Raw genomic sequence first — 26,659 nt, 5'->3', positions numbered from 1 at the left:
CCTTTCCGGGCAGGCCCGCCCATATTGCGACAATGCGTCTTTCATTGTTCATGGCTTGCCTTTCAACCGATGCTGCTCGATGCCCTCGAATCCCAACTCGTGCTGGTGGACTACCAGGAACGCCTGATGCCCGCCATCTCCGACGGCCCGGCCGTGCTGGCCAACGCGCGGCTGCTGGCGCAGGTGGCCCGTGCGCTCGACGTGCCCGTGTGGGGCACCGAGCAGAATCCCTCCCGGCTGGGCCCGAACGATGCCGCGCTGCGGGGGCTCTGCCGCAAGACGCTGGCCAAGATGCAATTCAGCGCGGCGGAAGAAGGCCTCGGCGAATGGCTGCGCCCGCCAGCGCGGCCGCAGCAGGGCGGCAATGCCCGCAGCCTGCCGCGCCACCTGCAGAAACCCGCCCAGCAGCAGGCCGCCGCCGATGCGCGCGGCAGCATCGTGATCGCCGGCTGCGAGGCGCATGTGTGCCTGCTGCAGACGGCGCTGGACCTGCTCGAGGACGAGTTCGAGGTCTGGGTGGTGACGGATGCGTGCGGGTCGCGCACCGAACGCAACCGCGACGCCGCCTTCGACCGGCTGGCGGGGGCCGGGGCGGAGCTGGTCACCACGGAAATGGTGGCGTTCGAATGGCTGCGCGGCTGCGAACATCCGGCGTTCAAGGAAGTGCTGGCACTCGTGAAGTAGCCGTGGCGGCGCGGCTGTCAGGATGCCGCAAGCGCGGGGTGAATGATGCTGTCTGCTGAGCCTGCGTGCGAACATGCGCGGGCCATGACGACAATCAGGAGACACCCATGGGCCGCTATGCCGATTTCCACCGCCGCTCCCTGCAGGAGCGCGACGCTTTCTGGGCCGAGCAGGCCCGCCTGATCGACTGGCAGGAGCCGCCCCGGCGCATCTGCAACTACGACCGGCCGCCGTTCGCGCGCTGGTTCGAGGGCGGCACCACCAATCTCTGCCACAACGCGGTGGACCGGCACCTCGCGCAGCGCGGCGGGCAGCCGGCGCTGATCGCGACCTCGTCCGAAACCGACTCCGAGCGCATCTACAGCTTCGCCGAGCTGCATGCGGAAGTGCAGCGCATGGCGGCCGCTTTGCGGTCGCTCGGGGTGCAGGCGGGGGACCGGGTGCTGATCTACATGCCGATGGTGGCCGAGGCCGCGTTCGCCATGCTGGCCTGCGCCCGCATCGGGGCGCTGCATTCGGTGGTGTTCGGCGGGTTCGCGTCGGGTGCGCTGGCCTCACGGATCGAGGATGCCGAACCGGTGGCCATCGTCAGCGCGGACGCGGGTTCGCGCGGGGGCAAGGTGGTGCCCTACAAGCCTTTGCTGGACGAGGCGCTGCAGCTCTCAAAGCACCAGCCGGGGGCGGTGCTCCTCGTGGACCGGGGGCTGGCCCCGATGGAACTGCGGCCCGGCCGTGACCACCGCTGGGAGGAACTGCGGGCGCGGCATCTGGACGCGCGGGTGGACTGCGAATGGCTGGATGCCACCCATCCGAGCTATACGCTCTACACCAGCGGCACCACCGGCCGGCCCAAGGGCGTACAGCGGGATACGGGCGGATACGCGGTGGCGCTGGCGGCCAGCATGCGGCATATCTTCGATGCCGGTGCGCAGGACTCCGGTGGCACGCGGACCCCAGGGGTGTTCTTCGCCACCAGCGACATCGGCTGGGTGGTGGGGCACAGCTACATCGTGTATGGCCCGCTCATCGCCGGCATGGCGACGGTGATGTACGAGGGCCTGCCGATCCGTCCGGACGCGGGCGTCTGGTGGCGCATCGTCGAGCGGCACCGGGTGACGCACATGTTCTCTGCGCCCACGGCCGTGCGCGTGCTGAAGAAGCAGGATCCGGAGTGGCTTCGGCGCTACGACCTGTCGAGCCTGAAGGCCCTGTGGCTGGCGGGCGAGCCGCTGGACGCCCCCACGGCGCAATGGATCGGCGAGGCGCTGGGCGTGCCGATCGTGGACAACTACTGGCAGACCGAAACCGGCTGGCCGATCCTCACGCTGGCCAACGGGGTGGAGCCGCAGCCGTCCCGCGCGGGCAGCCCGGGCAAGGCCATGTACGGCTACGACGTGAAGCTGATCGACCAGGCCACGGGCGAGGAACTGGCGGAGCCGGACCGCAAGGGCGTGCTCGCCATCGAGGGGCCGCTGCCCCCGGGGTACATGCAGACCGTGTGGCGCGACGACGAGCGCTTCGTGCAGACGTACTGGAAGAGCATTCCGGGGCGTCTGGTGTACAGCACGTTCGACTGGGGCGTCCGCGACCGGGACGGCTACTACTTCATCCTGGGACGCACGGACGACGTGATCAACGTGGCCGGGCACCGGCTGGGCACGCGGGAGATTGAGGAGGCGATCGCCGCGCATCCGCAGGTGGCGGAGGTGGCGGTGGTGGGCGTGGCCGATGCGCTCAAGGGCCAGGTGGCGATGGCCTTCGCGGTGGCGCGCGATCCGGCGGCCGTGGCCGACGCGGCGGACCGCCGGCTGCTGGAAGGAGGTGTGATGCAACTCGTGGACCAGCGGCTCGGCGCGGTGGCCCGGCCGTCGCGCGTGCATTTCGTGGCGCTGCTGCCCAAGACGCGCAGCGGCAAGCTGCTGCGCCGCGCGCTGCAGGCCGTGGCCGAGCGCCGCGACCCCGGGGATCTCACCACCATGGAAGATCCCTCGGCGCTGCAGCAGGTGCGGGATCTGCTGGCCGGGACGGAGTAGGCGCGAAACGGAGCAGGCACCGCCGCGCCGGCCGGGCGCGGCGAAGAAGCGTCCGGCGGGTGCGAGGCAGCGTCACACCACCACGGGCGGACGCCAGGTTTCCGGGGCGCGCCACTGCGCCACCCATTCGGGAAAAGCCTCGGGAGCCATGGGCCGGGAGATGCAGTACCCCTGGGCCAGGGTGCAGCCCAGGCGCATGAGGGTCAATCCCTGGGCCTCTGTCTCCACCCCTTCGGCCACGATGGAGTAGCCGAAGGAGCGGGCCAGCCCGATGACGCCCTGCACGATGGCGTAGTCGCCCCGGTCGCTCATCATGCCGTGGACGAAGCTGCGGTCCAGCTTGAGCGTGTCCATGGGCAGCCGGCGCAGATAGGACAGCGACGAGTAGCCGGTGCCGAAGTCGTCGAGGGATATGGTGATGCCCAGTTCTCGCAACTGCTGCAGTTGCGGCGCGACGTGGTCCATGTCGTAGAGCGCGGCGCTTTCGGTGATTTCCAGGTCGAGCAGGCGGTGCGGTATGCCGGGCCGCCGCGCCATGCGGCCCGCGAGCCAGGGCGCGAAGCCTTCCTGCTGCAGGTGGCGCGCGGAGATGTTCACGCTCACCGGAAGCTCCAGGCCGCTGGCGCGCAACTGTTCGATCAGGTCGAGGGCCGACTCCACGGCCCACTCGCCGAAGGCGGTTTCCAGTTCGGCGGCTTCGATGAGGTGCAGGAAGGCGCCCGGCGTCACGATGCCCTTGTCGGGATGGATCCAGCGGGCCAGGGCTTCCGCGCCGACGACGGTGCCGGAGCGCATGTCCACCTTGGGCTGCAGGTAGAGCATGAACTGCCCGCGGGCCAGGGCCTCGCGCAGGCGTTCGGCCTGCTCCCGGAGCGTCTGCCGTGCACGCTCCTGCACCGCGTCGAAGGGCTGCACGCGGTTGCGTCCGCCCTGCTTGGCGCCATACATCGCATGGTCGGCATGGCGCAGCAGTGTGTCTGCATCGGAGGCGTCTTCCGGATAGAGCGTGTAGCCGACGCTGGCGGTGACCGTGACACGCTCCGTGCCCAGTGTGTAGGGCGCAGCGAGGTTTTCCATGAGGCGGTGCAGGAGCTGCTCGGCATCGGCGTGCGACTGCAGCTCGGGCATCAGCAGCACGAACTCGTCCCCGCCGAGACGCGCCACGCAGTCCACGGCGCGCAGGGCGCGGGTGAGGCGGCCTGCCACGATCACGAGGAGCCGGTCGCCCGCGCTGTGGCCCAGCCGGTCGTTCACCGGCTTGAATCCATCGAGGTCCAGGTAGGCCACCCCCAGTTGCCACCCGCCGGCGCGGGCATGCGCCATGGCCTGCTCCAGGCGGCGGGCGAGCTGCACGCGGTTGGGCAGGCCCGTGAGCGCGTCGAAGTGGGCCAACTGCTGGAGCATGTCCTCCTGCACGCGCTGGCTGGTCACATCGATGCAGACGCCGAGCATGCGGCCCGGACGGCCGCGTTCGTCATGGCCCACGATCTTGCCGAGGTTGCGCACCCAGCGGCCCGCGGGCGCGCCCGGTGCGGCTGCCTGGCTGGGCGCCACCTGCCAGGTCGCATCGAAGTGGGTGTCGGGACGGGCGATGTGCCGTTCCAGGGCGTCGGTGACGTTCTCGATGTCGGCGGGCGCCATCCCGCTGGTCCAGTGCACGCCTTCGGCCACGGGCTGGCCGGCGGCGTCCGGCATGCCCTGCAGCTCGCGCCAGCGCGCGTCGCCCGTGACCATGCCCGTGGAGATGTCCCAGTCCCAGAGACCGAGGGAGGCGGCCGACAGGGTGAGCGACAGCAGCGCCTCGCGTTCGCGGACGAGGTCTTCGTTGCGCTTGCGCTCGGTGATGTCGTGCGCGGATACCAGCCAGACGGGTGTCCCATCGAGTTCGGCGGCATGCATGGACTGCAGCAGGGTGCGGTCGCCGCCATTGCGCGTGTGGATCGTGATTTCGAGGGCATTGTGGACGGTGCGCCCGCTCATCGCGTCGAGCAGTTGCCTGCGTCCCTCCGCCGAGAAAAGGCCCAGTTCCACGGCCGTGCGGCCCAGCGCCTGGCCGCGCGGAATGCCCGTCAGGCGTTCCCATGCCTCGTTGACCATGAGGTAGGCGCCATCGGAGCGCCGCGACATGAGCACCGGATAGGGCATCAACTCGAAGATGCGCATGAAGCGGTCTTCGGACTGGCTCAACCGCTCGGCCGCGCGCCTCCACTCGTCGATGTCCTGCATCACGCCCCGCAGGCCGGTGACGGCCCCGCCTTCGAGCAGGGGTTCGGCATGGATGCGCACCCAGACCGCGCGTCCGTCGTCCGCCCTCAGGATCTGCATTTCGCAAGACCATCCCAAGGACCTCTGCCGGCCCCGCCGGAAGAGGTCCGCCAGGGAGGCGCGAAAGGGTGCGGCGACAAAGTCGCGCAGGTATTCGGCCGGCTCGGGAGGCAGCCCTCCGCGGGGAAGGCCGTGGATGTCGAAGCACACGTCCGACCAATACACCAGCCCCTGTCCGTGCCGGTGCTCCCAGACACCCAGGCCCGCCATGCGGCCGGCCTGAGCCAGCATGTCGTGGGCGGCGGCCAACTGGTCGTGGGCACGCTGTGCCGCGGACAGATCCTGGAACACCGAAACGAGGCAGTTTTCGCCCCCGATGCTGGCGCGGCTGGCCGACAACAGGCCCGACACGGCTTTCGTGCCCGCTGCCTGCACCTGGATGGGCATCCGCTGCACGCGGCCTTCGCGGCGCAGGACGGCCAGCATCTCCTCCCGCGCCCCTGCCGATGGCCAAAGGCCGAGCTCCAGGGAGGTGCGGCCGACGGCGGCGCTTCGGGAAACGCCGAACAGCGCCGAGAAAGCCGGGTTCACGTCGATGCAGCGGCCGTCTTCCAGGCGGGTGATGCAGGCCGGGTCCGGCAGCATCTGGTACACGACGGAGTGTTGCTCCTCGGAGATCCGGACGGCGTCCTGCACCTGCCGCAGGGCGGTCGCGTCCAGGTGGATGCCCCCCATGCGAAGCACCTTGCCATGGGCGTCGCGCTCGCGCACCTGTCCGCGGGAAATGATCCAGCGCCAGCGCCCCTCGGTATCGCGCATGCGGTATTCCGCGCTGAACGTGGCTTCCAGCCCGTCCACCATGCGCTGCAGGTGCGCGGCGAGCCGTTCCGTGTCGTCCGGATGGCGCAGGGCGATCCAGCGCTGCACGGGACAGCCTTCGCCACCGGTGTCGATGCCGAGCATCCCGTACACGGGGCCATGGCAGACCAGCCTCTGTTCCTGGACGAACCATTCCCAGCGGCCGCCGCCGCTCGCGTCGAGCATCGCATTCAGGTCGGTCTGGTGCCGGCCGAGGGCGTTCACCGCCTGCGCACGGCCGAGCACCAGTTTCGCGCCGCCCCCCAGGAGCAGTATGCCTCCGAGCACGGCCCAGGGGGGCTGCCCGTTCCACGCGCGAGCAGCGAGCGAGAGCGTCAACCCCAGGCCCGGCAGGGCCAGCCATGCCATGCGGGACGAGAGCCGGTCTTGTCCCCATCGCCATGCAAGACCCAGCAGGCAGCCCGAGGCGAGCAGGCCGGCCGCCTGGAAGGTGGCCTCCGGAAGCAGCATGGCGCTGCCCACGGCGGCGACCAGGGCGCTGACGACGCCGGCCTGCAATCCGAAGCACAGCGCCGCGATGGCTGTGGGTACCGCGTCCGGCCATGCCGTGGTGGCCAGCGGGGACCATGAGGCCGCGCCGGCTGCCAGCCCCGCCAGCACCGGAAGGACGGGCCGGGTGGATGTGCCTGCCAGGAGGCGCGGGGGCACGGAGGCCAGCAAGCCCACCAGGACGAGGTAGGACCACAGGAGCAGGAGTGTTTCATCCGCCATGAAGCGCCCCTCCCGCAATGCCCGGTGTTCCGGACCGGGCGGCCGGGATTGCACGGGCTTGGCGGGCAATGTCGGGCATGTGGCCGAGTTTAGGCGCTCTCGCACCAATCATGGCGTCAATTGCTGACACGGCCTCACAATTTGTCGTGCTAACGCAGCGCAGCGTGCCGCGCCGTCCTGCTCAACGTTCGCGCAGGCGCACCAATCCCGTGGACAGCATGGTGCCGCATACGATGACCACGCCGCAGCCGGCCATCCACGGCGTGACCGATTCGCCCAGGAACAGGGCGCCGTAGGCCACCGCGAATACGGGGGCGAGGAAGGTCACGGCGAGCGCCCGGCTCGGTCCGGCATGTGCGATCAACCGGAAATACAGGATGTAGGCGATGCCCGTGCACAGTACGGCGATGGCGATCACCGCGGCCCAGGCTCCGGGGCCCGGAGCCCGCGCCGGCCAGGACCACAGCGCGGGCAGGGCGAGCGCGAGGGTGGCGCCCAACTGGCTGCCCGTGGCGGTGGCCAGCGGCGGCAGCCCGACCAGGTGCCGCCGGGCGTAGCTGGCGCCTACCGCATAGCAGGTGGTGGCCAGCAGGCAGGCGCCGACTGCCCGGATGGCGTGGTCCGATTTGAAACCGACCGCCGCGGGCGCGCGCCACGCCCGCGAAGCCGATCGCCAGTCCGGCCCACCGCAGCCGGCCGATGCGGTCGCCCAGCCACACCCAGGCCACCAGGGCGCCGAACAGTGGTACGGTGGCATTCAGGATGGAAGACAGCCCCGTGGTGATGTGCAGCACCGCCCAGGCATAGAGCGCGAAAGGAATGGCGGAATTGATGACGCCGCCCAGCAGGATGGGCTTCCAGTGGCGGCGCAGCGCGGGCCACTGGCCCTGGCGCAGCAGGATGGGCCAGAGGAACAGGGTGGCCAGTGCCACCCGCAGCCCCGCCGTGGGCAGGGGCCCGAATTCGGACGCGCCCAGGCGCATGAAGAGGAACGACGCCCCCCAGAGGGCGGAAAGCAGCAGGAATTCACCGATCCAGTGGCGGGCAGGCAGCACGCCGGCCGCCGCGTTCACGCCGCCGCCCCGGTGCGCGGGGCGCCGGTGCCGCGGGCCGTGGCGTCGCCCTGCGGCCAGAGGGGCAAGGTGCGCAGGCGGTCCGCAAGAGCCCCTTCCAGCCTCAGCAGGGCGGTTTTGCGCGGCAGGCCGCCAGCGTATCCGGTGAGGGTGCCGTCCGATCCGAGCACGCGGTGGCACGGCACGATCACGCTGACCGGATTGCGCCCGACCGCCGCTCCCACGGCCCGCACCGCGAGCGGACGGCCCAGGGCGCGAGCCAGGGCCGCGTAGCTGGTGACGGCGCCGTGCGGTATCTCCACCAGGGCCTGCCAGACATCGCGCTGGAAGGCGGTGCCGACCGTGAGATCGAGAGGAACGTCGAACCGGCTGCGCCGGCCTTCCAGGTATTCGCGCAGTTGCGAGGCCGTGGCGACCAGGACGGGGTGCGAAGGGTCGTGCTGCCAGGCTCCGGGGCCGTCGAGGCGGTCGGTGGGCTGGTGGCGCTGTCCGTCGAACCAGATCCCGGCCAGGCCTGCGGCCGAGGCGGCAAGGCGCATGTCGCCGAGCGGGCTGGCGATGCGCATCTGGACGAGGGCGGGGCGGGAGGAGGGTGCGAGCGGCATGGCGGAAGTATGTCGATGGAAATGGAGGACCGGGGCGCCGGGGGGAGGCAGGTGGCGGCGTGGCGTGCGGCTAGGTCGGCGGCGGCCGGGATTCGGCCGGCTCCGGCGTGCCGGTGCCGGCCCAGGCACGCACGACGGCATAGCTGCGCCATGGCCGCCATGCCTGGGAGGCTTCTTCGGCGGCCCTGGCCGGCCGGGGAGCGGACTGCACGGCCAGGGCCTTGTGCAGCGCGACGTCGCCCGAGGGAAAGGCATCCGGCCACCGCAGCGCGCGCATGGCGATGTACTGTGCCGTCCAGTCGCCGATGCCGGGCAGAGCGCGCAGGGCCGCGATGGTGCCCGCCACGTCCGCCGCCGCGTGCAGCAGGAGGCGGCCTTCCGCCACCGCGCGGGACAGCGCCACGATGGCGGCCTGGCGCTGGCGCACGATGCCGAGCTGGCCCAGCGCGTCGCCGTCGCAGGCCGCCAGCACGGCGGGCGTGGGGAACAGCCGGCAAAGATCCGGCCAGGGAGTGGCGACGGGATCGCCCCAGCGCTCCACCACGCGCTGCGCCAGGGTCCGCGCGGCGGCGACCGTGACCTGCTGGCCCAGCACTGCCCGCACGGCAAGTTCGAAACCGTCCCACGCACCCGGTACGCGCAAACCGTCGCCGCGCGGAAAATCGCCGTGCAGCACCGCGTTGATCGCCTCGGGATCCGCATCCAGGTCCAGCAGGCCGCGCACCCGGGCAATCACGCCCGGCAGTGCCGGGAGCAGGCTGCTGGACACGCGCAGCACCACATGCGGTTTCGGCGGACCTCCGCGTGCGGCCGCCGCGCCGCCATCGAAGCGCGCTGCCAGCCAGCCGGTGCATTCGCGGCCTTCCGCGTCCTGCAGCCTCGCCGTCCGGCGCAGCTCCAGGCCGGGGGCATCCACGGTTTCCATGCCGTGGATGCGGCGCTGCCCGAAGAAACCCAGCAGAGCCGCGATGTCCAGCGGTGGCCGGTAGGCCAGGCGCACCGTGCCGGAGGCTGTCCCGGCGGTGGCCGTGCCGTCCGCGCGGCGCAATGCGGTGGGCTGCAGGCGATAGTGCTGCGCAAAGGCGGCATTGAACCGCCGCACACTGCCGAAGCCGCTGGCCAGCGCGATCTGGGTGACGGGCAGATCGGTATCGGTGAGCAACTGCTTGGCCGTCAGCAGCCGGCGCGTCTGCAGGTATTGCAGCGGCGAGATACCCAGGGCCGCCTCGAACACGCGGCGCAGGTGCCGGTCGCTCACGCCCAGGCGGGCCGCCAGGCGCTGCACGGGCGCCGCGCCGCCGGCGCCCGCAGCGGCCGTGTCCCAGGCGCCTTCCGCATCCAGGAACCGCAATGCCTCGCGCACCAGGATGCTGCGCGCGTCCTGCACGGACCAGGCAGGCACGCGCGGTGCAAGCTCGGGTCGGCAGCGCAGGCAGGGCCGGAAGCCGGCATTCTCCGCCTGGGCGGCCAGCGCGAAAAAGCGGCAGTTCTCGCGGCGCGGCGTGCGGACCGCGCAGACCGGCCGGCAGTAGATGCCCGTGGACGTGACGCCGGTGAAGAACCGTCCGTCGAAACGCGCGTCCCGCGCCGCGAGGGCCAGATAGCGGCCATCGTCCAGCGCATCGGCGATGGGCGGGGCGGGGCGGGCGAGTGGCGAGTCCATGCAGGCCATCATAGGCGCCGGACGGCGCGGCGCTGGCCGTTTCCGGACGTGTGCCTGTCACCGCCGGGCGTCGGGCAGGCAGTCGCCAAGAAGCGGCCTTCGCCTACGAGCGGCCCGTCCGCCGGGAGTGCGCACGACGCCTACAATCCCCGCGAATCCGCAGATGGCGTGCCTCCGTTACCTGGAGGGCGCCGCATTCGCTCCACCGGCCCATGCACGGCCGCGCCGGCGCCATGAAGGGCGCCGTGGCCGCAGTGCGGGCCTGCCAGCAAAGGAACCTTCCCGTGCAGCTTCATTCCGCCATTTTCAAGGCCTACGATATCCGCGGCGTCGTGCCGACCACCCTGACCGAAGACGTCGCGCGCGCCCTGGGCCGCGCATTTGGCACGGCGGCCCGCCGCGAAGGCCAGACCACCGTGGCGGTGGGGCGGGACGGGCGGCTGTCCGGCCCGGCGCTGTCCCGCGCGCTGATCGAAGGCCTGGTGGACGCAGGCATTGAGGTGATCGACGTCGGCGCCGTGACCACGCCGATGCTGTACTTCGCGGCCCACACCCTGTGCCAGAGCGGCATCCAGGTGACGGGCAGCCACAACCCCAAGGATTACAACGGCTTCAAGATGGTGCTGGCCGGCCGTGCCATCTACGGCGAGGAGATCCAGGGCCTGCGCCGCACGATGGAAGAGGAGAGCTGGGAATTACAGCCCGGCGGCTCGGTGCGGCAGGCCGACGTGCTGCCCGCCTACGTGCAGCGCATCACGTCCGACGTGAAGCTCGAGCGCCCCATCAAGATCGTGGTGGACAGCGGCAACGGCATCGCGGGCGCGTCTGCGCCGGGTATCTTCCGGGCGCTGGGCTGCGAGGTGATCGAGCTGTTCTCCCAGGTGGACGGCAATTTCCCCAACCACCACCCGGACCCCAGCAAGCCCGAGAACCTGCGCGACCTGATCCGCGCGCTGCAGGAGAGCGACGCCGAGCTGGGCCTGGCCTTCGACGGCGACGGCGACCGGCTCGGCATCGTCACCAAGGACGGGCAGAACATCTTCCCCGACCGCCAGATGATGCTGTTCGCGCGCGACGTGCTCTCGCGCGTGCCGGGCGCGCCCATCCTGTTCGACGTGAAGTGCACGCAGCGCCTGGCTCCGGCGATCGAGGCCGTGGGCGGCCAGGCCGTGATGTACAAGACCGGCCATTCGCTCATCAAGGCGCGCATGAAGGAACTCGACTCGCCGCTGGGTGGCGAGATGAGCGGCCACATCTTCTTCAAGGAGCGCTGGTTCGGCTTCGACGACGGCACCTACGCCGGCTGCCGCCTGCTCGAGATCCTGAGCCGCCATGCCGACCCGAGCGCGGTGCTCAACGACCTGCCCACCAGCCATTCGACGCCCGAGCTGAACGTGGCCTGCGAGGAGGGCGAGCCCCACCGCCTGACGGCCGAGCTGCAGGCGCTGGCGCAGAGCGCGTTCCCGGAGCCGGCGCGCATCAGCACCATCGACGGCCTGCGGGTGGACTGGCCGGACGGCTTCGGCCTGATCCGGGCGAGCAACACCACGCCGGTGCTGGTGCTGCGTTTCGAGGGGCATACGCCCGAGGCGCTGCACCGCATCGAAGGCGCCATGCTGGAGCTGCTGCAGCGCGTGAAGCCCGGCGCAGCTCCGGGCGCGGCCGCGCATTGAGGATGAGTGCCATGCGCGTCGCGGCGGCCCAGGCCTCCTCCCTGCCCGGCGGTCCGGAAGCGAATGTCGGCAACCACCTGCGCTTCGCCGAGGCCGCGGCTTCGGAAGGGGTGAAACTGCTGGTCTTTCCCGAGCTTTCGCTGCCCGGCTACGACCTGCAGGGCCTTGCCGGCTGGGCCGCGCATCCCGGGGACGCGCTGTTCGCTCCCCTGCGGGAGGCCGCTTGCCGCCACGGCATGGCCCTGGTGGCGGGCTCCGCGGCGCGTGCGGACGCCGGCGCGGGGCTTCCGGCGATCGGCGCCTTCACCTTCCTGCCGGACGGCCGCACGCGCATCTACCGCAAGCGCCACCTCCATCCCGGCGAGGAGTCGCATGCCGATGCAGGCCAGGAAGATGCCCATGTCCAGAACATCGGCGGCCTGGCGGTGGCCCTGGCCGTGTGCGCGGATATCGGCCATGAACAGCATGGCGACGCGGCCGCGCGGGCCGGCGCGGATCTCTACGCGGCCCGCGCCTGTACGGTGGCGCCGTGAGCCTGGCCCGGGGTCTGTATTCCGCGCTCATGGTGGGCGCCCAGCCGCTGCTGCGGCGCAAGCTGCGCCGGCGTGCGGCCGCGGAGCCGGGCTATGGCCATGCAGTGGATGAACGGTTCGGCCGCTACGGGCCTTCTGCCGGTGCGCCTTCGTCTCCGCTGGTGTGGATCCATGCGGTGTCGCTGGGGGAAACCCGCGCGGCCGCGATCCTGCTCGACGCACTGCGCCCGCTGCTGCCGGACATGCGGTTGCTGCTCACGCACGGCACGGCCACTGGCCGTGCGGAGGGCGCGAAGCTGCTGCGGCCGGGCGACATCCAGGCCTGGCAGCCTTGGGACACTCCGGGCGCGGTGCGACGCTTCCTGGGGCATTTCCGCCCGTCGATCGGGCTGCTGATGGAAACCGAGATCTGGCCGAACCTGGTCGCGGCCTGCCGTGAACGGGGCGTGCCGCTCGCCCTGGCGAACGCCCGGCTCAATGCGCGGTCGCTGGCCGGCGCGCGCCGGCTGGCCTGGCTGTCGCGCCCGGCCTATGCGGCACTCGCCGCCGTCTGGGCCCAGTCCGAGGACGACGCGGCCCGGCTGCGCGAGGCCGGAGCGCGGGTGGACGGGGTGTTCGGCAACCTGAAGTTCGACGTGGTGCCCGATGCGGCGCAGGTTGCCCGGGGGCAGGCCTGGCGCGATGCCTGCCCGCGCCCGGTGGTGCTGCTGGCAAGCAGCCGGGAGGGCGAGGAGGCGATGTGGCTGCAGGCCCTGGCCGGGCGTTCGCTCCAGGACGCCGCAGGGGAGGCCCGGGCGGTCCAGTGGCTGGTCGTGCCGCGCCATCCGCAGCGGTTCGCGGAAGTGCAGGCGCAGTTGCTCTCCGCGGGGCTCACCGTGTCGCGGCGCAGTGCCTGGGCCGGGGAGCCCGAGGCCGCGGACGTCTGGCTGGGCGACTCGATGGGAGAGATGCCGCTCTACTACGGACTGGCCCACGCCGCGCTCCTGGGCGGAAGCTTCGCCCCCTTGGGAGGCCAGAACCTCATCGAGGCAGCCGCCTGCGGATGCCCGGTGGTGGCGGGACCGCACACCTTCAATTTCGCCGAGGCCGCCCGCCTGGCCTGCGAGGCCGGGGCCGCGCTGCGCGTCGCCGACATGCGGGAAGGTGTCCAGGCGGCGGAGGCCATCGCCACGGAGCCGGGCCGGCGCGGCGAGGCGGCACGGGCCGCCCTGGCCTTCGCGAAGACGCACCGGGGCGCGGCGCGCGCCACCGCGGAAGCGGCCGTCGCACTGCTGCATGCGAGCCTGGACCCCAGGCAGGGGCAGGGGCAGGGGCAGGGGGGCTGACCCCGGCCAGGGCCGCGGCACCCGGTGCGGCCAGCGTCACTTCCGGGTGCATACAGGAAGAAGGCGGGACGCCCGCAACGCGGAGTCCGGGCCGGTCGGCGCTGCCGATGCCGCAAAATGGGGCATCGCCTTTCCCTCGCGCGGCCTGCCTGCACGGCCGGCGCCGGTTCCGCCATGATGGATCAACACTATCTCACCCCCTTGTTCGCGCCGCGCACCATCGCCGTGTTCGCCGGGCAGGTGGACGCGCCCGATACGCTTACCGCCTGCGCGCGCGCCCTGCATGCCCATCTGCGCGCCCAGCGGTTCCAGGGCACGCTCCAGTTCCTGGACATCCACACCAGCGGCACCCTGGCCGACCTGGCCCAGACACGCGCCGACCTTGCCGTGATCGCGCTGCCTCCGCAGGATGCGCCGGCCGCGCTCGAAGTCGCCGGCCGCATCGGCTGCCGTGCCGCGCTGGTGCTGTCGCACGGCATCGATGCCGACGGCGCGCTCAAGCTCAAGAAGATCGCGCGCCGCGAGGGCGTCCACCTGCTGGGTCCCAACTCGCTGGGCCTGCAGCGGCCGCACCTGCAGCTCAACGCGAGCGCGGCCGGGCCGCTGGCGCGCGAGGGCTCGCTGGCGCTGGTATGCCAGTCGGGCGCGCTGACGGCGTCCATCCTCGACTGGGCGCACAAGAATGCCGTGGGTTTTTCCACCGTGGTATCGCTGGGGCCGAACACCGACGTGGACATCGCCCAGGTGCTGGATTTCCTCGCCAACGACGGGCGCACGCAGAGCATCGTGGTGTACATGGAAGGCATCGGCAGCGCGCGGCGCTTCATGAGCGCGCTGCGCTCGGCCGCGAATGCCAAGCCGGTGGTGGTGCTCAAGGCCGGCCGCAAGCCCGCCGGCAACGAGGCGGCCCAGACCCACAGCGGCACCATCGTGGGCAGCGACGACGTGTTCGATGCCGCGCTGCGCCGCGCCGGCGCGGTGCGCGTGCGCTCTTTCGTGGAGCTGTTTTCCGCGGCCAAGTGCCTGGCCTCGCGCTACCGGCCGGTGGGCCGGCGCCTGGCCCTGATCACCAATGGCGGCGGCCCGGGCGTGCTCGCCGCCGACTGGGTGAACGAGATCCTGCTGGAGATGGGTCGCCTGTCGCCCGACGCCGCGCGCGCGCTGGCGCCGCAACTGCCGCCCCTGGCTTCGCTCGCCGACCTGATCGACCTGTCGGAGGAGGCCGGGCCGGCGCACTACCGCGCCGCCATCGAGGCGGCCGAGAAGGACCGCCAGATCGACGGCGTGCTGGCCATCCACTCGCCCAAGCCGGGCACCGACGCCACCGAGGTGGCGCAGGCGCTGGCCGATGCCAAGCGCCTCATGGGCAAGCCGCTGCTCGCCTGCTGGATGGGTGACGCCACCGTGGGGCCGGCGCGCGAAGTGCTGCGCACCGCCGCCATTCCGAATTTCCGCACCCCCGAAGCGGCGGTGGGGGCCTTCGGCAACATCGCCTCGTTCTACCAGAACCAGCAGTTGCTGCAGCAGACGCCGCCGCCGCTCTCGGCGCTCTCCAAGCCCGACATCGAAGGCGCGCGCCTGATGATCGAAAGCGTGCTGGCCGAGCGCCGCCACGTGCTGACCGAAATGGAATCCAAGACGCTGCTGGCGGCCTTCCAGGTTCCGGTCACCAAGACGCTGCTCGCGCGCAGCGCGCACGAGGCGATGATGATCGCCACGCAACTGGGCTTTCCGGTGGCACTGAAGATCGATTCGCCCGACATCGCGCACAAGTCCGACGTGGGCGGCGTGGCCCTGGACATCCACTCGGGCACCGCCGCGCGCGATGCCTATACCGACATGGTGCAGCGGGTGGCCCGCCTGCAGCCCGGCGCGCGCATCAACGGCGTCACGGTGCAGAAGATGGCGCGGGCACGGCGCGGCCGCGAGATCTGCATCGGGCTGGTGACCGACGATCCCTTCGGGCCGGTGATCACCTTCGGCGCGGGCGGCACCATGATCGAGCTGATCGACGACCGCGCGATGGAACTGCCGCCGCTCAACCAGTTCCTGGCGCGCAGGCTCATCGAACGCTCGCGCGTGGCCGAAACGCTGGGCGAATGGCGCGGCGCGAGCGCCGTGGACCGCGACGCGCTGGAGCAGACCCTGCTGCGCGTCTCGGAAATGGTGTGCGCGCTGCCGCAGTTGCGCGAGATGGACATCAATCCCCTGATCGTGGATGCCGGGGGCGTGGTCGCGGTGGACGCGCGCATCGTGGTGCGCGACACCGCGCAGGGCGCCACCGGCCGCAGCGAGGGCTACGGCCACCTGGCGATCCTGCCGTATCCGGCACGCTACGAGCAGGTCTGGCCGATGCGCGGCGGGGGCGAGTTCCTGGTGCGGCCGGTGCGGCCCGACGACGCGCAGATGCTGCAGCGGCTGGTGAAGGAGCTGTCGCCGGAGAGCCGGTATTTCCGCTACATATCGCAGATCGCGGAGCTGCCCGCGTCCATGCTGGCGCGCTTCACGCTGATCGACTACGACCGGGAGATGGCCCTGGTCGCCGTGCACCGCGAGCGCAGCGCGGGCGAGGACGGGGAGATCCGCGGCACCGAGCGCATCGTCGGCGTATCGCGCTACGTGACCAATCCGGACCAGACCAGCTGCGAATTCGCGTTGGTGGTCGCCGACGATTTCAATGGCCGCGGGCTGGGATCGCGGCTCATGCTGAGCATCATGGAGGCCGCGCGCGACAAGGGCCTGACGGAGATCCAGGGGCTGGTGCTGGCCGGCAACCCGAGCATGCTCAAGCTGATGCGGCGGCTGGGCTTCGAGGTGCGAGCCTACCCGGACGATCCGGATTTCAAGCTGGTGGCGCACCAGTTGTGACGCGCTTGGCCCGGCGCCGCTTCGCCAGCGGTGCGGCGCTTCGGGCCGCCCGCCGGCTCCGGCGGTCTCAATGCGCGGTGATCGCGTCCACCGCTCGCAGGTCGTCGGGGGTCAGCGTGCCCGCGGCCTGGCGCAGCTTGAGCGTGCCCAGCAGCACGTTGTAGCGCGCCTGGGCCAGGTCGCGCTTGGTCTGGTAGAGCTGGCTCTGCGCATTGAGCACATCGATGTTCACCCGCACGCCCACCTGGTAGCCCAGCCGGTTGGCCTCCAGCGCGCTCTGGCTCGACGCCTCCGCGGCCTCCAGCGCACGGACCTGGCCCTGGCCGGACTGCACGCCGAAGAAGGCGCTGCGCACGGCCTGCGCCACCGTGCGGCGGGCGTTTTCCAGATCCGCGCGCGCCTTTTCCTCCAGCGAGAGGGTTTCGCGGATGCGGTTCTGCACCGCGAAGCCCGCGAACAGCGGCAGCGTCATCTGCACGCCGACCGTGGCGGCACGGGCGGTGGAGTGGACGTGCGGGAGCGTGGTGGTGCCGTTGGGGTTGCGCACCACGTTGTAGCCCGCCTGCAAGTCCACCGTGGGCAGGTGGCCGGTTTCGGCCTTGCGTGTTTCCAGGCGCGCCACGTCCAGCGCGATGGCGGCCTGGCGCAGTTGTGGCTGCAACTCGTCCGCCGTCCGCACCCATGCTTGCGCGTCGGCCGGCGTCACGGCGGGCAGTTGCACGGGCTGTGCGAGGGGCAGGGGAGATACGCCCGGCCAGCCCACCAACTGCTCCAGCGCGAGCTGTTTCACGCGCAGGTCGTTGTCCGCCGCGATTTCCTGGGCTTCGACGAGATCGAAGCGGGCCTGCGCCTCGCGCGTGTCGGTAATGGTGGCGTTGCCCACCTCGAAGTTGCGCTGCGCCGAGGCCCGCTGCTCCGACACCGCGGCTTTCTGGGCCCGCAGGAAGGTGAGGCTGTCCCGGGCCGCCAGCACGTCGAAATAGGCCTGCGCCAGCCGCACGACCAGATCCTGGCGCGCGGCTTCGAGCCGGGCCTGGGCGATCTCGGCACCGCGCTGCCCCTGCTCGAACGCGATGCGGTTGGCGGGGCGGTACAGCGGCTGCGAGGCCGTGATGCCCGCCGTCTGCTGCGGAGCGCCGAGGTCCACCGGCGGGCGGTTCACGTCGGTGCGTGTATAGGAGGTGCCCGCCGAGAGCCCCGCGCTCGGAAGCAGGCCGGCACGCGCCTGTTCCGCGCGGCTGCCCGCGGCCTGCGCGTCGGCCAGCGCCGATTGCAGTGGGGCGTCGTAGCCCTGCGCAAGTTCGTAGAGCGCCGGAAGGCTCTGCGCGGAGGCGGTCCCGGCCGCCGCCGCGAGGACGAAGGCCAGTGCGCCGGCGGCGCGGCGGGAGGGCAAATGCGTGCGTCGGGAAGTCATGGCGGGCAAGCGTCTCTTTCCTGGCTGATGAACCGTTGGGCGGACCGTTCGGGCGGCAGGCATCCCGCCCGTCTTCCTGGAGGACGGGCGCGGAGCCGATACCGCGATGTCAGTAGCGGGGCACCCCGGGGTCGCGCTCGTGCGACCAGGCGTCGATGCCGCCCGAGATATTGGCCAGCCGCTGGAATCCGTGCTGTTCGAGGAAAGCCGCCACCCGCAGGCTGCGCACGCCGTGGTGGCACAGGCAGGCGACGGGGCGCTCCGCATCCAGGTCATCGAGCCGGGCGGGGATCTCGCCCATGGGAATGGCGGCGATGTCGAAGCCGCCGCCCTCCGCCGCGCGCACGCTGGCGGTCTGCAGTTCCCAGGGCTCGCGCACGTCCAGCACCAGGGGGCGTCCGCCGCCGGCCTGGGCGGAGAACCATTCGTCGAGCTGGGAGGGACGTACGTGGTCGATCATGGAAGGGCGATGCCGTGTCGGGAAGGGAAGGCGCTCAGAACGTGAAGCGTGGGCGCTCCGCGAAATGCTGCAGGCGCGGGGCGTTGGTGTCCCAGGGATGGGTCGTGGCGAAGCGGTCGCCCGTGCGGCGCACGAAGGTGGCGCGCATCACGGGCTCGTCGCCGGTGATCGCGGCCAGGCGGCCGCCTTCGCGCAGCAGCGCCAGCAGGTGCTGCGGCACTTCGTGTACCGAGCCGCTCAGCACGATGACGTCGAACGGGCCGTCCGGGATGGCGTCGCGTGCGCCGTCGCCCTGGCGCACCGCCACGTTGTCGATGCCGGCGCTCAGCAGGTTCTCGCGGGCGAATTCCACCAGGTCGGGCACGATTTCCAGCGTGACCACGTGCTCGGCGCGGTGCGCGAGCAAGGCCGCCATGTAGCCGGAGCCGGCGCCGATCTCCAGCACGCGGTCGGTCGGCTTGACCTGCAGGTCCTGCAGCAGGCGGGCTTCCACGCGCGGGGCCAGCATGCACTGGCCCAGGCGCTGGGCTTCCTCGGCGGAGGGGTTGAGCGGGATCTCCATGTCCATGAACGCCATGCCGCGGTAGGCGGGGGGCACGAAATCCTCGCGGCGCACGGTGCCCAGCAGGTCCAGCACATCGGCGTCGAGCACGTTCCACGGGCGGATCTGCTGCTCGATCATGTTGTAGCGGGCCAGCGTCACGGGGTCGTTCGCGTCGGCGGTCGTGTTCAGGGGGAGGGTCATGGGGGATTTCTCCGGTGCACGGGGTCAGGACAAACCATCCATTTTAGGCGCGCGTACCGCCCGCTTCGCCCGCGGTTGGGCAGCGGGCGCGTCCTGGCGCACGCAGAAACCCGCCAGCAGGCTGTCCACCTGCGCATCGATGAAGCGCTGCGGCGTCACTTCGTCCGACGCGGGCATGCAGACGCCGGAATGGCGCCACATCAACATGAACACCAGCGGCGCGGCCACCACATGCACCGCGCAGTCGAGGTCGAGCTTGCGGAACTCCCCCCGCTGCATGCCGCGCTCGAGGATGCGGCGGATGAGCCGGTTGCCCGGAAGCACGACCTCGTTGCGGTAGAACGCCGCGATGTCGGGAAAGTTGTGCGCTTCGCTCAACACCAGCTTGGAGATGGCGGAGGCCTTGGTGGCGCCGATATGCTCCCACCAGAGCTCGTAGGCATAGCGCAGCAGTTCGGACGTGCTGTGGGGATAGTGCTCGATCTCCACGTCCCATTCCGTGAAGTGCCGGGCCAGATTGTGGCGCGCCACCGCCTTGAAGAGGTCTTCCTTGCTCGGGAAATACAGGAACAGGGTGCCCTTGGAAACCCCGGCCCTCGCCGCCACCTCATCCACTTTGGTGGCGGCGTAGCCGCGCTCCACGAACAGATCGAGCGCAGCCTCGATCAACTCGCCCGGCCGCGCTTCCTTGCGGCGGGCGCGCCGGGGCGATGGCGTCGAAGAGAGAGGGGAGGCGGGGGAGCGGGAGGCCATATTAATGACTGACTGGTTAGTAATGTAGCGGCGGAGCGTGGTGGCGTCAACGTGGCGGCGCGGACAATTCCCACAAGGGCCGGGCCGCCGTCTCCTTACCGTATCGTTTCTTCACAGCGAGGTTTTCCATGGATTCTGAAACCATCACCCTGGGCGGAGGCTGCTTCTGGTGTACCGAGGCCGTCTTCGACCGCGTTCGAGGTGTCACGGACGTCGAGAGCGGCTATGCCAACGGCCAGGTGCCGCATCCGACCTACGAGCAGGTCTGCTCGGGCAGGACGGGCCATGCGGAAGTGGTGCGGCTGACCTTCGACCCCGGGGTCATCGGCCTGCGGGAGATCCTGGAAATCTTCTTCGCCACCCACGACCCCACCACCCTCAACCGGCAGGGCAACGACGTGGGCACGCAGTACCGCAGCGGCATCTACACCGCCACGCCCGCGCAGCAGGAGCTGGCGGAGGCCATGGTGCGGCAGATGTCGCAGGACCGGCTGTTCGGCGCGCCGATCGTCACCGAAGTGCAGCCGCTGCAGTCGTACTGGCCGGCGGAGGACTACCACCAGGACTACTACCTGAACCATCCGGAGCAGGGCTACTGCGCCTTCGTCGTGGGGCCGAAGGTGGAGAAATTCCGCAAGACGTTCGCGCGCTACCTCAAGCCCGAATAGCCACGGCCGGCCGCAGGCGTGCGGCTCGCATGCATAATGCAACACGATTGCATTAACAGGCTTGCATTGACAGGCCGCACGCCATGCCGATTCCAGCCGCCTCCACCGACCCGACCGCGCCATCGCCTTCCGCCGCGCAGCGTGCGCTGCCGCAAGGCCTGCGCTCCACGCGGGCCGTGCGGGCGGTGCTGGCGCTGATGGAGTCCGACCCCTCCGCCGCGCGCTCTGGCACGGAAGTCGTCGCGGCGCTGGAGCGGCGCGGCGTGCCGGCCAACCGTGTCACGGTCTATCGCCTGCTGGACCGCCTCGCCGTGGCCGGTCTGCTCGATCGCCATGTGGATGCGCAGCGCGTGACGCGCTATACGCTGGCGGGCAGTTCCAAAGAGCGCTGGGGCGCACGCTTCGAATGTGCCGAATGCCACCGCCAGTTTCGCGTCGCCGACGGGGCCGCGCCGCTGCGCGCCGCCGTGCGCCGCGTGCTCCAGGCCCTGGCGGAAGCCGGCCACGCCGAGCTGGCCGCGGACGTTTCCGTGCGCGGCCGGTGCGCGGAATGCGCGCACACCGTGGCCCGGGAGACCCGCGGATGATCCGGTCCCGAGGGCTGGAGTTCGCCCATCCCGGCGGCCCGTTCCTGCGTTTCCCCGACGTGGACCTGCCCCAGGGCGGCTGCCTGCTGCTGCGCGGGCCTTCGGGCTCCGGAAAATCCACCTGGCTGGCCCTGACCGCCGGCCTGCGCTCGGCATCGGCGGGCACGCTGGTGGTGGCGGGCCGGGATCTGGCCGGAGAGGCACGGCCCGGCCAAGCCGCGCGCGACACGTGGCGCGCGCGCGCCGTCGGCTTCCTGCCGCAGGCACTGCATCTGTCGCCTGCGCTCACCGTCGCCGAGAACCTCGCGCTGGCCTTCTTCGCGGCCGGGCTGCCCCGGGACGACCGGGCGATCGCCGCGGTGCTGGACCGCCTGGACCTCGGCGCGCTGGCCCGGCGCCATCCTCACCAGCTCTCCGGTGGCCAGGCCCAGCGGGTGGCGCTGGCGCGCGCCGTGCTGCTGTCGCCGCGCGTTCTGCTGGCCGACGAGCCCACCGCCAGCCTGGACGACGAGGCCGCCGCCGCGGCGCTGGCGCTGCTGGCCGGTAGCGCTGCCGGCTGCGGGGCCACGCTGGTGGTCGCCACGCACGACCGCCGCACGATCGACGCGCTCGCGCCCCGGGCCGTCACGGTGTCGCTGGAGCGGCCGGCGCGGCCCCGGGCCGTGGAGGCCGGGTCATGAGTGCGCCGGCCCGCTTCGGCGAACTCCTGCGGCTGTCGTGGCGGTATCTCTGGTCGCGCCCGCTGGCATCGGCGCTCAACCTGCTGCTGCTGACACTCGGGCTGGCCGCCGTGGTGCTGGTGCTGCTGGTGTCCGAGCAGGTGGACCGCGGCTTCGAGCGCGACGTGCAGGGAATCGATCTGGTGGTCGGCGCCAAGGGCAGCCCGCTGCAGCTGATCCTGGCGGGCGTCTTCCATATCGACGTGCCGCCCGGCAACATCGCGCTGCAGGATTTCGAGGCCCTGCAGCGCAATCCGCTCGTGGCGCAGGCGATTCCCCTCAGCCTGGGCGACAGCTTCGCCGGCTACCGCATCGTCGGGACCACGCCGGAGTATCCCGCCCATTATGGCGCCGCATGGGCGGCCGGACGCGTCTGGAACCGGCCCATGGAGGCCGTGCTGGGCGCCACCGTGGCAGGGGCGATGCGGCGCGCTGCCGGTGATGCCGGACGCGCCCTCGGCGGCGGGGCGGGCGGGCTGCTGGGGCAGTCCTTCGTCGGCACGCACGGCCTGGCGCCGGGAGGGGAGGCGCATGGCGACAATCCCTATACGGTGGTGGGCGTGCTGCAGCCGTGCGGCTGCGTGCTCGACCGGCTGGTGCTCACCGCCACGGAATCGGTGTGGAAGGTGCATGAATCCGCACAGGCCGACGACCCGGACGACCTGGAGGTGCTGCGCCAGGAGCGCGAGGTCACGCTGGCCCTGGTGCGCTACCGCAGCCCCTTGGCGGCGGTGACGCTGCCGCGGGCCATCAACAGCGGCACGCCCATGCAGGCCGCGTCGCCTGCGGTCGAGGTCACCCGGCTCGTGGGCCTGCTGGGCGTGGGGGCCGACGTGCTGCGCGCCTTTGGCGGCGTGCTGCTGGGCGTGGCCGCGCTGAGCGTGTTCATCGCGCTGTGGAACGCGGTGCGCGAGCGCCGTGCCGACCTCGCGATGCTGCGCATGCTGGGCACTCCGCCGGCCCGCGTGGGGGGGCTGCTGCTGTGCGAGGCGCTGTGGCTCGCCCTGATCGCATCGCTGCTGGGCCTGGCCTGCGGGCACCTGCTGGCCGAAGGGGTGGGGCGCCTGCTGGCCGCGCGCAATGCCATGCCCGTGACCGGCTGGGTCTGGCTGCCCGGGGAATGGGCCGTTCCCGCGCTTGCCGCGGCGCTGGCCGTGCTGGCCGCCTTGCTGCCGGCCCTGCAGGCCTACCGCGTCGATGCGGGCGAACTGCTGGGGCGGCAATGAACTCCGCAGTCCGTTGACGCTTTTTTTGTTTTTCATTGTTCGAAAGGAACCTCCATGTACCGTACTTTCCGATCCGCCGCCACCGCCCTGGCCTGCGCGCCGCTGCTGGCCCTGGCCGCACTGTCCGCCCACGCCCAGGACGCCAAAGAACATGCGCACGGCGACAAGGAAGTCCAGGCCGACATCCAGCGCCACCGGGCCATGGCCGCGGCGCACGAGGCCGCCGCCAAGTGCCTCGAGGCGGGCAAGGGACACGACCAGTGCGTGAAGGAACTCCAGGCCACCTGCAAGGGTCTGGCCATCGGCAAGTTCTGCGGAATGAAGCACCAGCATTGAGCGCGCCGGCCTCGGGCCGGTGCCGCATGCGATGATCTCCCCGCGAACACCGTGTATCCGATGAAATTCCCGCTCCCGTTCCTCGCCTGTGCCCTGGCATGCACGGGCGCCCTGGCCGCGCAGGGGACCGCACCGGCCCCCGGCGGAGAGGGCGCGGGCGGTCCCGTGCTGTCGTCGCCGCTCGGGGCTCCCGCTGGCGGCCCTCCCGGCCCCGGGGGGCTCCCGGCCGGCTCCGGGCCCGGCTACCACAGCCCGCAGAGCCCGATCAAGCCGCTGCCGCGGCGCGACGACGTCGTGCCCTGGTCCACGCTCACAAACCTCACCAAGAAGACCCTGAAGACGCGCATCGCGCCGGTCTTCAATGCCGAGCAGAAGGCACTGGACGGCAAGGTGCAGCGCCTGCAGGGCTTCATGGTGCCCATGGACACGCGCCCGCTGCAGCGCCATTTCCTGCTGACGTCCGTGCCGCTGACCTGCGCGTTCTGCATTCCCGGCGGGCCGGAGAGCATGGTGGAGGTGAAGGCCTCCGTCGGCGTGCCGTATTCGCTGGAACCCATCGTGGTGCAGGGCGAATTCAAGACGCTGGGCAATGACGAGTACGGCCTGTTCTACCGCATGGTCAACGCCGAGCCCGTGAAGTGACCCGGCCCGCCGCCATGATCCGCCGCTGCTCCAGGGGCGCGCTGCCACCGGCAGGCACCCGGCGGATGCGCGGCCGCGCGTTCGCGCTATGGATGTGGCTGGCGGCGGCCCTGGTATTTTCTCCGGCGCTGGGCCGTTTGCATCAGGTGGTGCACGGACCGGTGGCGACCATGGTGCTGCAGGGAGCCAGTGCCGGTGCCGCCGTGGCAGGCGGTGCCTCCATCGCGGGTACCGAGGCGGGGGCGGCATCCGGTGCCGGCCTCGATCCGCTTTCGCATGGCCACGAGGCGGGCCTGCTGCAGGCGCTGTTCTCGCACCATGCGGACAGCGACTGCCACCTGCTCGACCAGTCGATCTTCGGGGCGGCCCTGCTGCCGGCGTTGTTGCCGGTGGCGATGCCGGTGGTATCGCCGGCACCCGATGACCTGCCCGCGACGGGCGTGGGCGCGCGCCCGCAGCGCGCCTTCCTGGCCCGCGCGCCGCCGCATTCCCGCGCGGCCTGATCCGGCCCTTCCGCACGACCCGTCAGGGCGCAGCGGTTCCTTCTTTTCGCCCGCCGTGGCGCCTGCATGTCTGCACCGGGCATGCGGGCGCCACGCGCGTGCGCCGTGTTCCCTTTCTCCCTTTTTCGTCCGCCATGAATCCCATCGCTTTTTCCTTCCCGGGCCGTTCCGGCCGCGCAGCGCTGCATCCGCTCGCCTGTGCCGTGCTGCTGCTGGCAGCCTCCGGTACCCGCGCGCAAACGGCCGCAGACGCCGCCTCCGCCGCGCCCCGGGCGCGCCTGCCCGAGGTGACCGTCACCGGCAATCCGCTGGGAGCCGACACGGTGGTCGTCCCCGCCGCCCAGCTGTCCGGCGACGACCTCACCCTGCGCACCGAATCGACCCTCGGCCAGACGCTGGACGGCATGCCGGGCGTCAGCAGCACCTACTTCGGCCCCAACGCCAGCCGGCCCATCATCCGCGGGCTGGACGGCGACCGCATCCGCGTGCTGCAGAACAGCGGCGCCACGCTGGACGCATCGGCGCTGAGCTTCGACCATGCCGTGCCCACCGAGGCCCTGACCACCGAACGCATCGAGGTGCTGCGCGGCCCGGCGGCGCTGCTCTATGGCGGCAGCGCGGTGGGGGGCGTCGTGAACGTCATCGACAACCGCATCCCGCGCGAGCCGTTGAACGGTGTGGACGGCAAGGCCGAAGCCTCGGCCGCCACCGGCAATGGAGAACGCGCGGGCGCGGCGATGGTGGAGGGCGGCAACGACCGCTTCGCCCTGCATGCCGACGTGTTCGACCGCAATACGGACGATGTGCGCGTGCCCATCGACCTGGCCTGCTCGAAGCCCGGCTCTCCCGGCCTGGCACGGCGCATCTGCAACTCCGCCAGCCACACGCGCGGCGGCGCCGTGGGCGGGACGGCGTTCTTCGACCAGGGCTACCTGGGCCTGTCGGCCACTACCTACCGCAGCGACTACGGCACCGTGGCCGAGGACGACGTGACGATCGGCATGCGTTCCAACCGCTATGCGCTGGACGGACTGTGGCGTCTCGGCGCGGGCCCGCTGCAAAGCGTGCGCGTGCAGGCCAGCCACACGGACTACCGCCACACCGAATACGAAGGCGGCGAGCCCGGCACCACCTTCCGCAACGGTGGCAACGACCTGCGGGTGGAGGCGCGGCACGCACCCATCGGCCGGCTGCAGGGCGTCATCGGCCTTCAGGCCGAGGCAACCCGATTCTCGGCCGAGGGCGAGGAGGCTTTCGCGCCCCGCAGCCGCAGCCGCAGCACCGCGCTGTTCCTGCACGAAGAGCTGGGCATGGACTGGGGCAAGCTGACCTTCGGCGCCCGCGCGGAGCGCGACACGGTCGAGTCCTTCGGCAGCCCGGAAGTGGACCGCTTCGCCGTCGGCAAGCACGATTTCCACCCGCACAGCGCCGCCGTGGGCGCGCTGTTCAACCTCACGCCCGCCTGGCAGCTCACTTCCAACCTGTCGTACACCCAGCGCGCGCCCAAGGACTATGAACTGTTCGCCAACGGCCCGCACGTGGCCACGGGGGCCTGGGAGACGGGCGATCCGGGGCTGGGCCTGGAAAAGGCCACCAGCGTGGACGTGGGAGCTGCGTGGAAGAGCGGCCCCAACCGCTTCGCCGCCACGGCCTTCCTGAGCCAGTTCTCCAACTACATCGGCCTGGCGCCCACCGGGCTGCTGCGCTCGGAGGAGGGCGACGTGGTGCCGGCCGGAACGGACGGCGCGCTGCCCGAGTACCGCTACCAGGGCGTGCGCGCGCGCTTCCACGGCCTGGAGGCCAGCGGCAGCGTGCGGCTGGTGGGTGAAAGCGGGGTGGTGGCCCCGGCGTCCCGCCTGCTCGGCGACGGCTCCACGCTGGACCTGCAGCTGCGCGGCGACATCGTGCGCGCCACCAACCGCGATACCGGCCAGCCGCTGCCGCGCATCGCGCCCCTGCGCCTGGGCAGCACGCTGCTGTGGGCCAGCGGCCCCTGGCGCGCAGGGCTCGGTTTCGACTACCTGGCCGCCCAGGACCGCGTGCCCGACGACGGCACGCGCGCGACCGGCGCCTACACGCTGTGGAACGCCTCGCTCGGCTACCGCACGCAGTGGCAGTTCGGCGGCACCCGCAGCACCGCGCTGTGGTACGCACGGCTGGACAACATCACGGACAAGCTGGCCTACAGCCCGACATCGATCCTGACGACCACGGCGTTCCCGAAAGCGCCGTTGCCAGGGCGCAGCCTGAAGGTGGGGGTGAAGGTGGACTTCTGACGCGTCGGGCCGCCCTGC

The 26,659-nt window shown here is 71.5% G+C and carries 21 protein-coding genes and 1 pseudogene; 14 read left to right on the top strand and 8 right to left on the bottom strand.

From position 1 onward, the window contains the following. Positions 1 to 69: 69 nt before the first annotated feature. Together BLR99_RS13050 and BLR99_RS13045 are read left to right on the top strand one after the other, a co-directional pair. On the top strand, positions 70 to 684 hold the full coding sequence (locus tag BLR99_RS13050; protein ID WP_046059521.1) for an isochorismatase family protein: 615 nt from the start codon (positions 70 to 72) through the stop codon (positions 682 to 684). Positions 685 to 791: 107 nt separating this feature from the next. Further along, positions 792 to 2,717 (top strand): propionate--CoA ligase, encoded by a 1,926-nt coding sequence (locus BLR99_RS13045; protein WP_046059522.1) that lies wholly within the window; start codon positions 792 to 794, stop codon positions 2,715 to 2,717. A gap of 72 nt (positions 2,718 to 2,789) precedes the next feature. Here BLR99_RS13045 and BLR99_RS13040 read toward each other — a convergent pair whose 3' ends face one another. From BLR99_RS13040 to BLR99_RS13025, 4 genes and pseudogenes are all read right to left on the bottom strand, one after another. Continuing rightward, complete coding sequence (locus tag BLR99_RS13040) at positions 2,790 to 6,572, bottom strand: sensor domain-containing protein (RefSeq protein ID WP_046059523.1); 3,783 nt, start codon at positions 6,570 to 6,572, stop codon at positions 2,790 to 2,792. Positions 6,573 to 6,753: 181 nt separating this feature from the next. After that, positions 6,754 to 7,645 (bottom strand): annotated as a pseudogene (locus BLR99_RS13035) (DMT family transporter). Next, positions 7,642 to 8,250 carry a methylated-DNA--[protein]-cysteine S-methyltransferase gene (locus BLR99_RS13030; protein ID WP_011795913.1) on the bottom strand — a complete coding sequence of 203 codons (609 nt, stop codon included), beginning with the start codon at positions 8,248 to 8,250 and terminating at the stop codon, positions 7,642 to 7,644. The pseudogene BLR99_RS13035 and the gene BLR99_RS13030 overlap by 4 nt, the downstream one beginning before the upstream one ends. 70 nt (positions 8,251 to 8,320) lie before the next feature. Beyond that, positions 8,321 to 9,913, bottom strand: a complete 1,593-nt coding sequence (locus tag BLR99_RS13025) for a DNA-3-methyladenine glycosylase 2 family protein (protein ID WP_048857592.1) — start codon at positions 9,911 to 9,913, stop codon at positions 8,321 to 8,323. 284 nt (positions 9,914 to 10,197) lie between these two features. On the opposite strand from BLR99_RS13025, the gene BLR99_RS13020 reads away from it, so the two are divergent. From BLR99_RS13020 to BLR99_RS13005, 4 genes are all read left to right on the top strand, one after another. Further along, complete coding sequence (locus BLR99_RS13020; RefSeq protein WP_041828025.1) at positions 10,198 to 11,586, top strand: phosphomannomutase/phosphoglucomutase; 1,389 nt, start codon at positions 10,198 to 10,200, stop codon at positions 11,584 to 11,586. Between the two features lie 11 nt (positions 11,587 to 11,597). Then, positions 11,598 to 12,119, top strand: coding sequence for a carbon-nitrogen hydrolase family protein (locus BLR99_RS13015; RefSeq protein ID WP_082081976.1), 522 nt, complete (start codon positions 11,598 to 11,600; stop codon positions 12,117 to 12,119). Between the two features lie 29 nt (positions 12,120 to 12,148). Then, complete coding sequence (locus tag BLR99_RS13010; protein WP_046059524.1) at positions 12,149 to 13,444, top strand: 3-deoxy-D-manno-octulosonic acid transferase; 1,296 nt, start codon at positions 12,149 to 12,151, stop codon at positions 13,442 to 13,444. 174 nt (positions 13,445 to 13,618) lie between these two features. Beyond that, positions 13,619 to 16,312: a bifunctional acetate--CoA ligase family protein/GNAT family N-acetyltransferase gene (locus tag BLR99_RS13005; protein WP_011795908.1), complete on the top strand. Its 2,694-nt coding sequence runs from the start codon at positions 13,619 to 13,621 to the stop codon at positions 16,310 to 16,312. A gap of 67 nt (positions 16,313 to 16,379) precedes the next feature. Here BLR99_RS13005 and BLR99_RS13000 read toward each other — a convergent pair whose 3' ends face one another. From BLR99_RS13000 to BLR99_RS12985, 4 genes are all read right to left on the bottom strand, one after another. Beyond that, complete coding sequence (locus tag BLR99_RS13000; RefSeq protein ID WP_046059525.1) at positions 16,380 to 17,726, bottom strand: TolC family outer membrane protein; 1,347 nt, start codon at positions 17,724 to 17,726, stop codon at positions 16,380 to 16,382. A 109-nt stretch (positions 17,727 to 17,835) separates the two neighbouring features. Further along, on the bottom strand, positions 17,836 to 18,186 hold the full coding sequence (locus BLR99_RS12995; protein WP_011795906.1) for a rhodanese-like domain-containing protein: 351 nt from the start codon (positions 18,184 to 18,186) through the stop codon (positions 17,836 to 17,838). 34 nt (positions 18,187 to 18,220) lie between these two features. Beyond that, a complete protein-coding gene (locus BLR99_RS12990) occupies positions 18,221 to 18,931 on the bottom strand; it encodes a protein-L-isoaspartate O-methyltransferase family protein (protein ID WP_046059526.1) in 711 nt (236 codons plus the stop codon). Positions 18,932 to 18,955: 24 nt separating this feature from the next. Beyond that, positions 18,956 to 19,684, bottom strand: a complete 729-nt coding sequence (locus BLR99_RS12985) for a TetR/AcrR family transcriptional regulator (RefSeq protein ID WP_017439557.1) — start codon at positions 19,682 to 19,684, stop codon at positions 18,956 to 18,958. 128 nt (positions 19,685 to 19,812) lie between these two features. On the opposite strand from BLR99_RS12985, the gene msrA reads away from it, so the two are divergent. From msrA to BLR99_RS12945, 8 genes are all read left to right on the top strand, one after another. After that, complete coding sequence (msrA, locus tag BLR99_RS12980; protein WP_017439556.1) at positions 19,813 to 20,352, top strand: peptide-methionine (S)-S-oxide reductase MsrA; 540 nt, start codon at positions 19,813 to 19,815, stop codon at positions 20,350 to 20,352. An 83-nt stretch (positions 20,353 to 20,435) separates the two neighbouring features. Then, positions 20,436 to 20,939: a transcriptional repressor gene (locus BLR99_RS12975; RefSeq protein WP_011795902.1), complete on the top strand. Its 504-nt coding sequence runs from the start codon at positions 20,436 to 20,438 to the stop codon at positions 20,937 to 20,939. After that, positions 20,936 to 21,619: an ABC transporter ATP-binding protein gene (locus BLR99_RS12970; RefSeq protein WP_046059527.1), complete on the top strand. Its 684-nt coding sequence runs from the start codon at positions 20,936 to 20,938 to the stop codon at positions 21,617 to 21,619. The genes BLR99_RS12975 and BLR99_RS12970 overlap by 4 nt, the downstream gene beginning before the upstream one ends. Continuing rightward, a complete protein-coding gene (locus BLR99_RS12965; protein ID WP_046059528.1) occupies positions 21,616 to 22,884 on the top strand; it encodes an ABC transporter permease in 1,269 nt (422 codons plus the stop codon). The genes BLR99_RS12970 and BLR99_RS12965 overlap by 4 nt, the downstream gene beginning before the upstream one ends. Before the next feature lie 54 nt (positions 22,885 to 22,938). Continuing rightward, positions 22,939 to 23,220: a hypothetical protein gene (locus BLR99_RS12960; protein ID WP_011795899.1), complete on the top strand. Its 282-nt coding sequence runs from the start codon at positions 22,939 to 22,941 to the stop codon at positions 23,218 to 23,220. Between the two features lie 60 nt (positions 23,221 to 23,280). Next, positions 23,281 to 23,862, top strand: a complete 582-nt coding sequence (locus tag BLR99_RS12955; RefSeq protein ID WP_046059529.1) for a DUF3299 domain-containing protein — start codon at positions 23,281 to 23,283, stop codon at positions 23,860 to 23,862. Continuing rightward, positions 23,859 to 24,365 (top strand): hypothetical protein, encoded by a 507-nt coding sequence (locus BLR99_RS12950; RefSeq protein WP_228194004.1) that lies wholly within the window; start codon positions 23,859 to 23,861, stop codon positions 24,363 to 24,365. The genes BLR99_RS12955 and BLR99_RS12950 overlap by 4 nt, the downstream gene beginning before the upstream one ends. Positions 24,366 to 24,499: 134 nt before the next feature. Beyond that, positions 24,500 to 26,641: a TonB-dependent receptor gene (locus BLR99_RS12945; RefSeq protein ID WP_046059530.1), complete on the top strand. Its 2,142-nt coding sequence runs from the start codon at positions 24,500 to 24,502 to the stop codon at positions 26,639 to 26,641. The last annotated feature ends 18 nt before the right edge of the window (positions 26,642 to 26,659 follow it).

The sequence above is a fragment of the Paracidovorax citrulli genome (assembly GCF_900100305.1).
Classification (GTDB): domain Bacteria; phylum Pseudomonadota; class Gammaproteobacteria; order Burkholderiales; family Burkholderiaceae_C; genus Paracidovorax; species Paracidovorax citrulli.
This window is presented reverse-complemented; position numbering and strand designations above follow the sequence as displayed.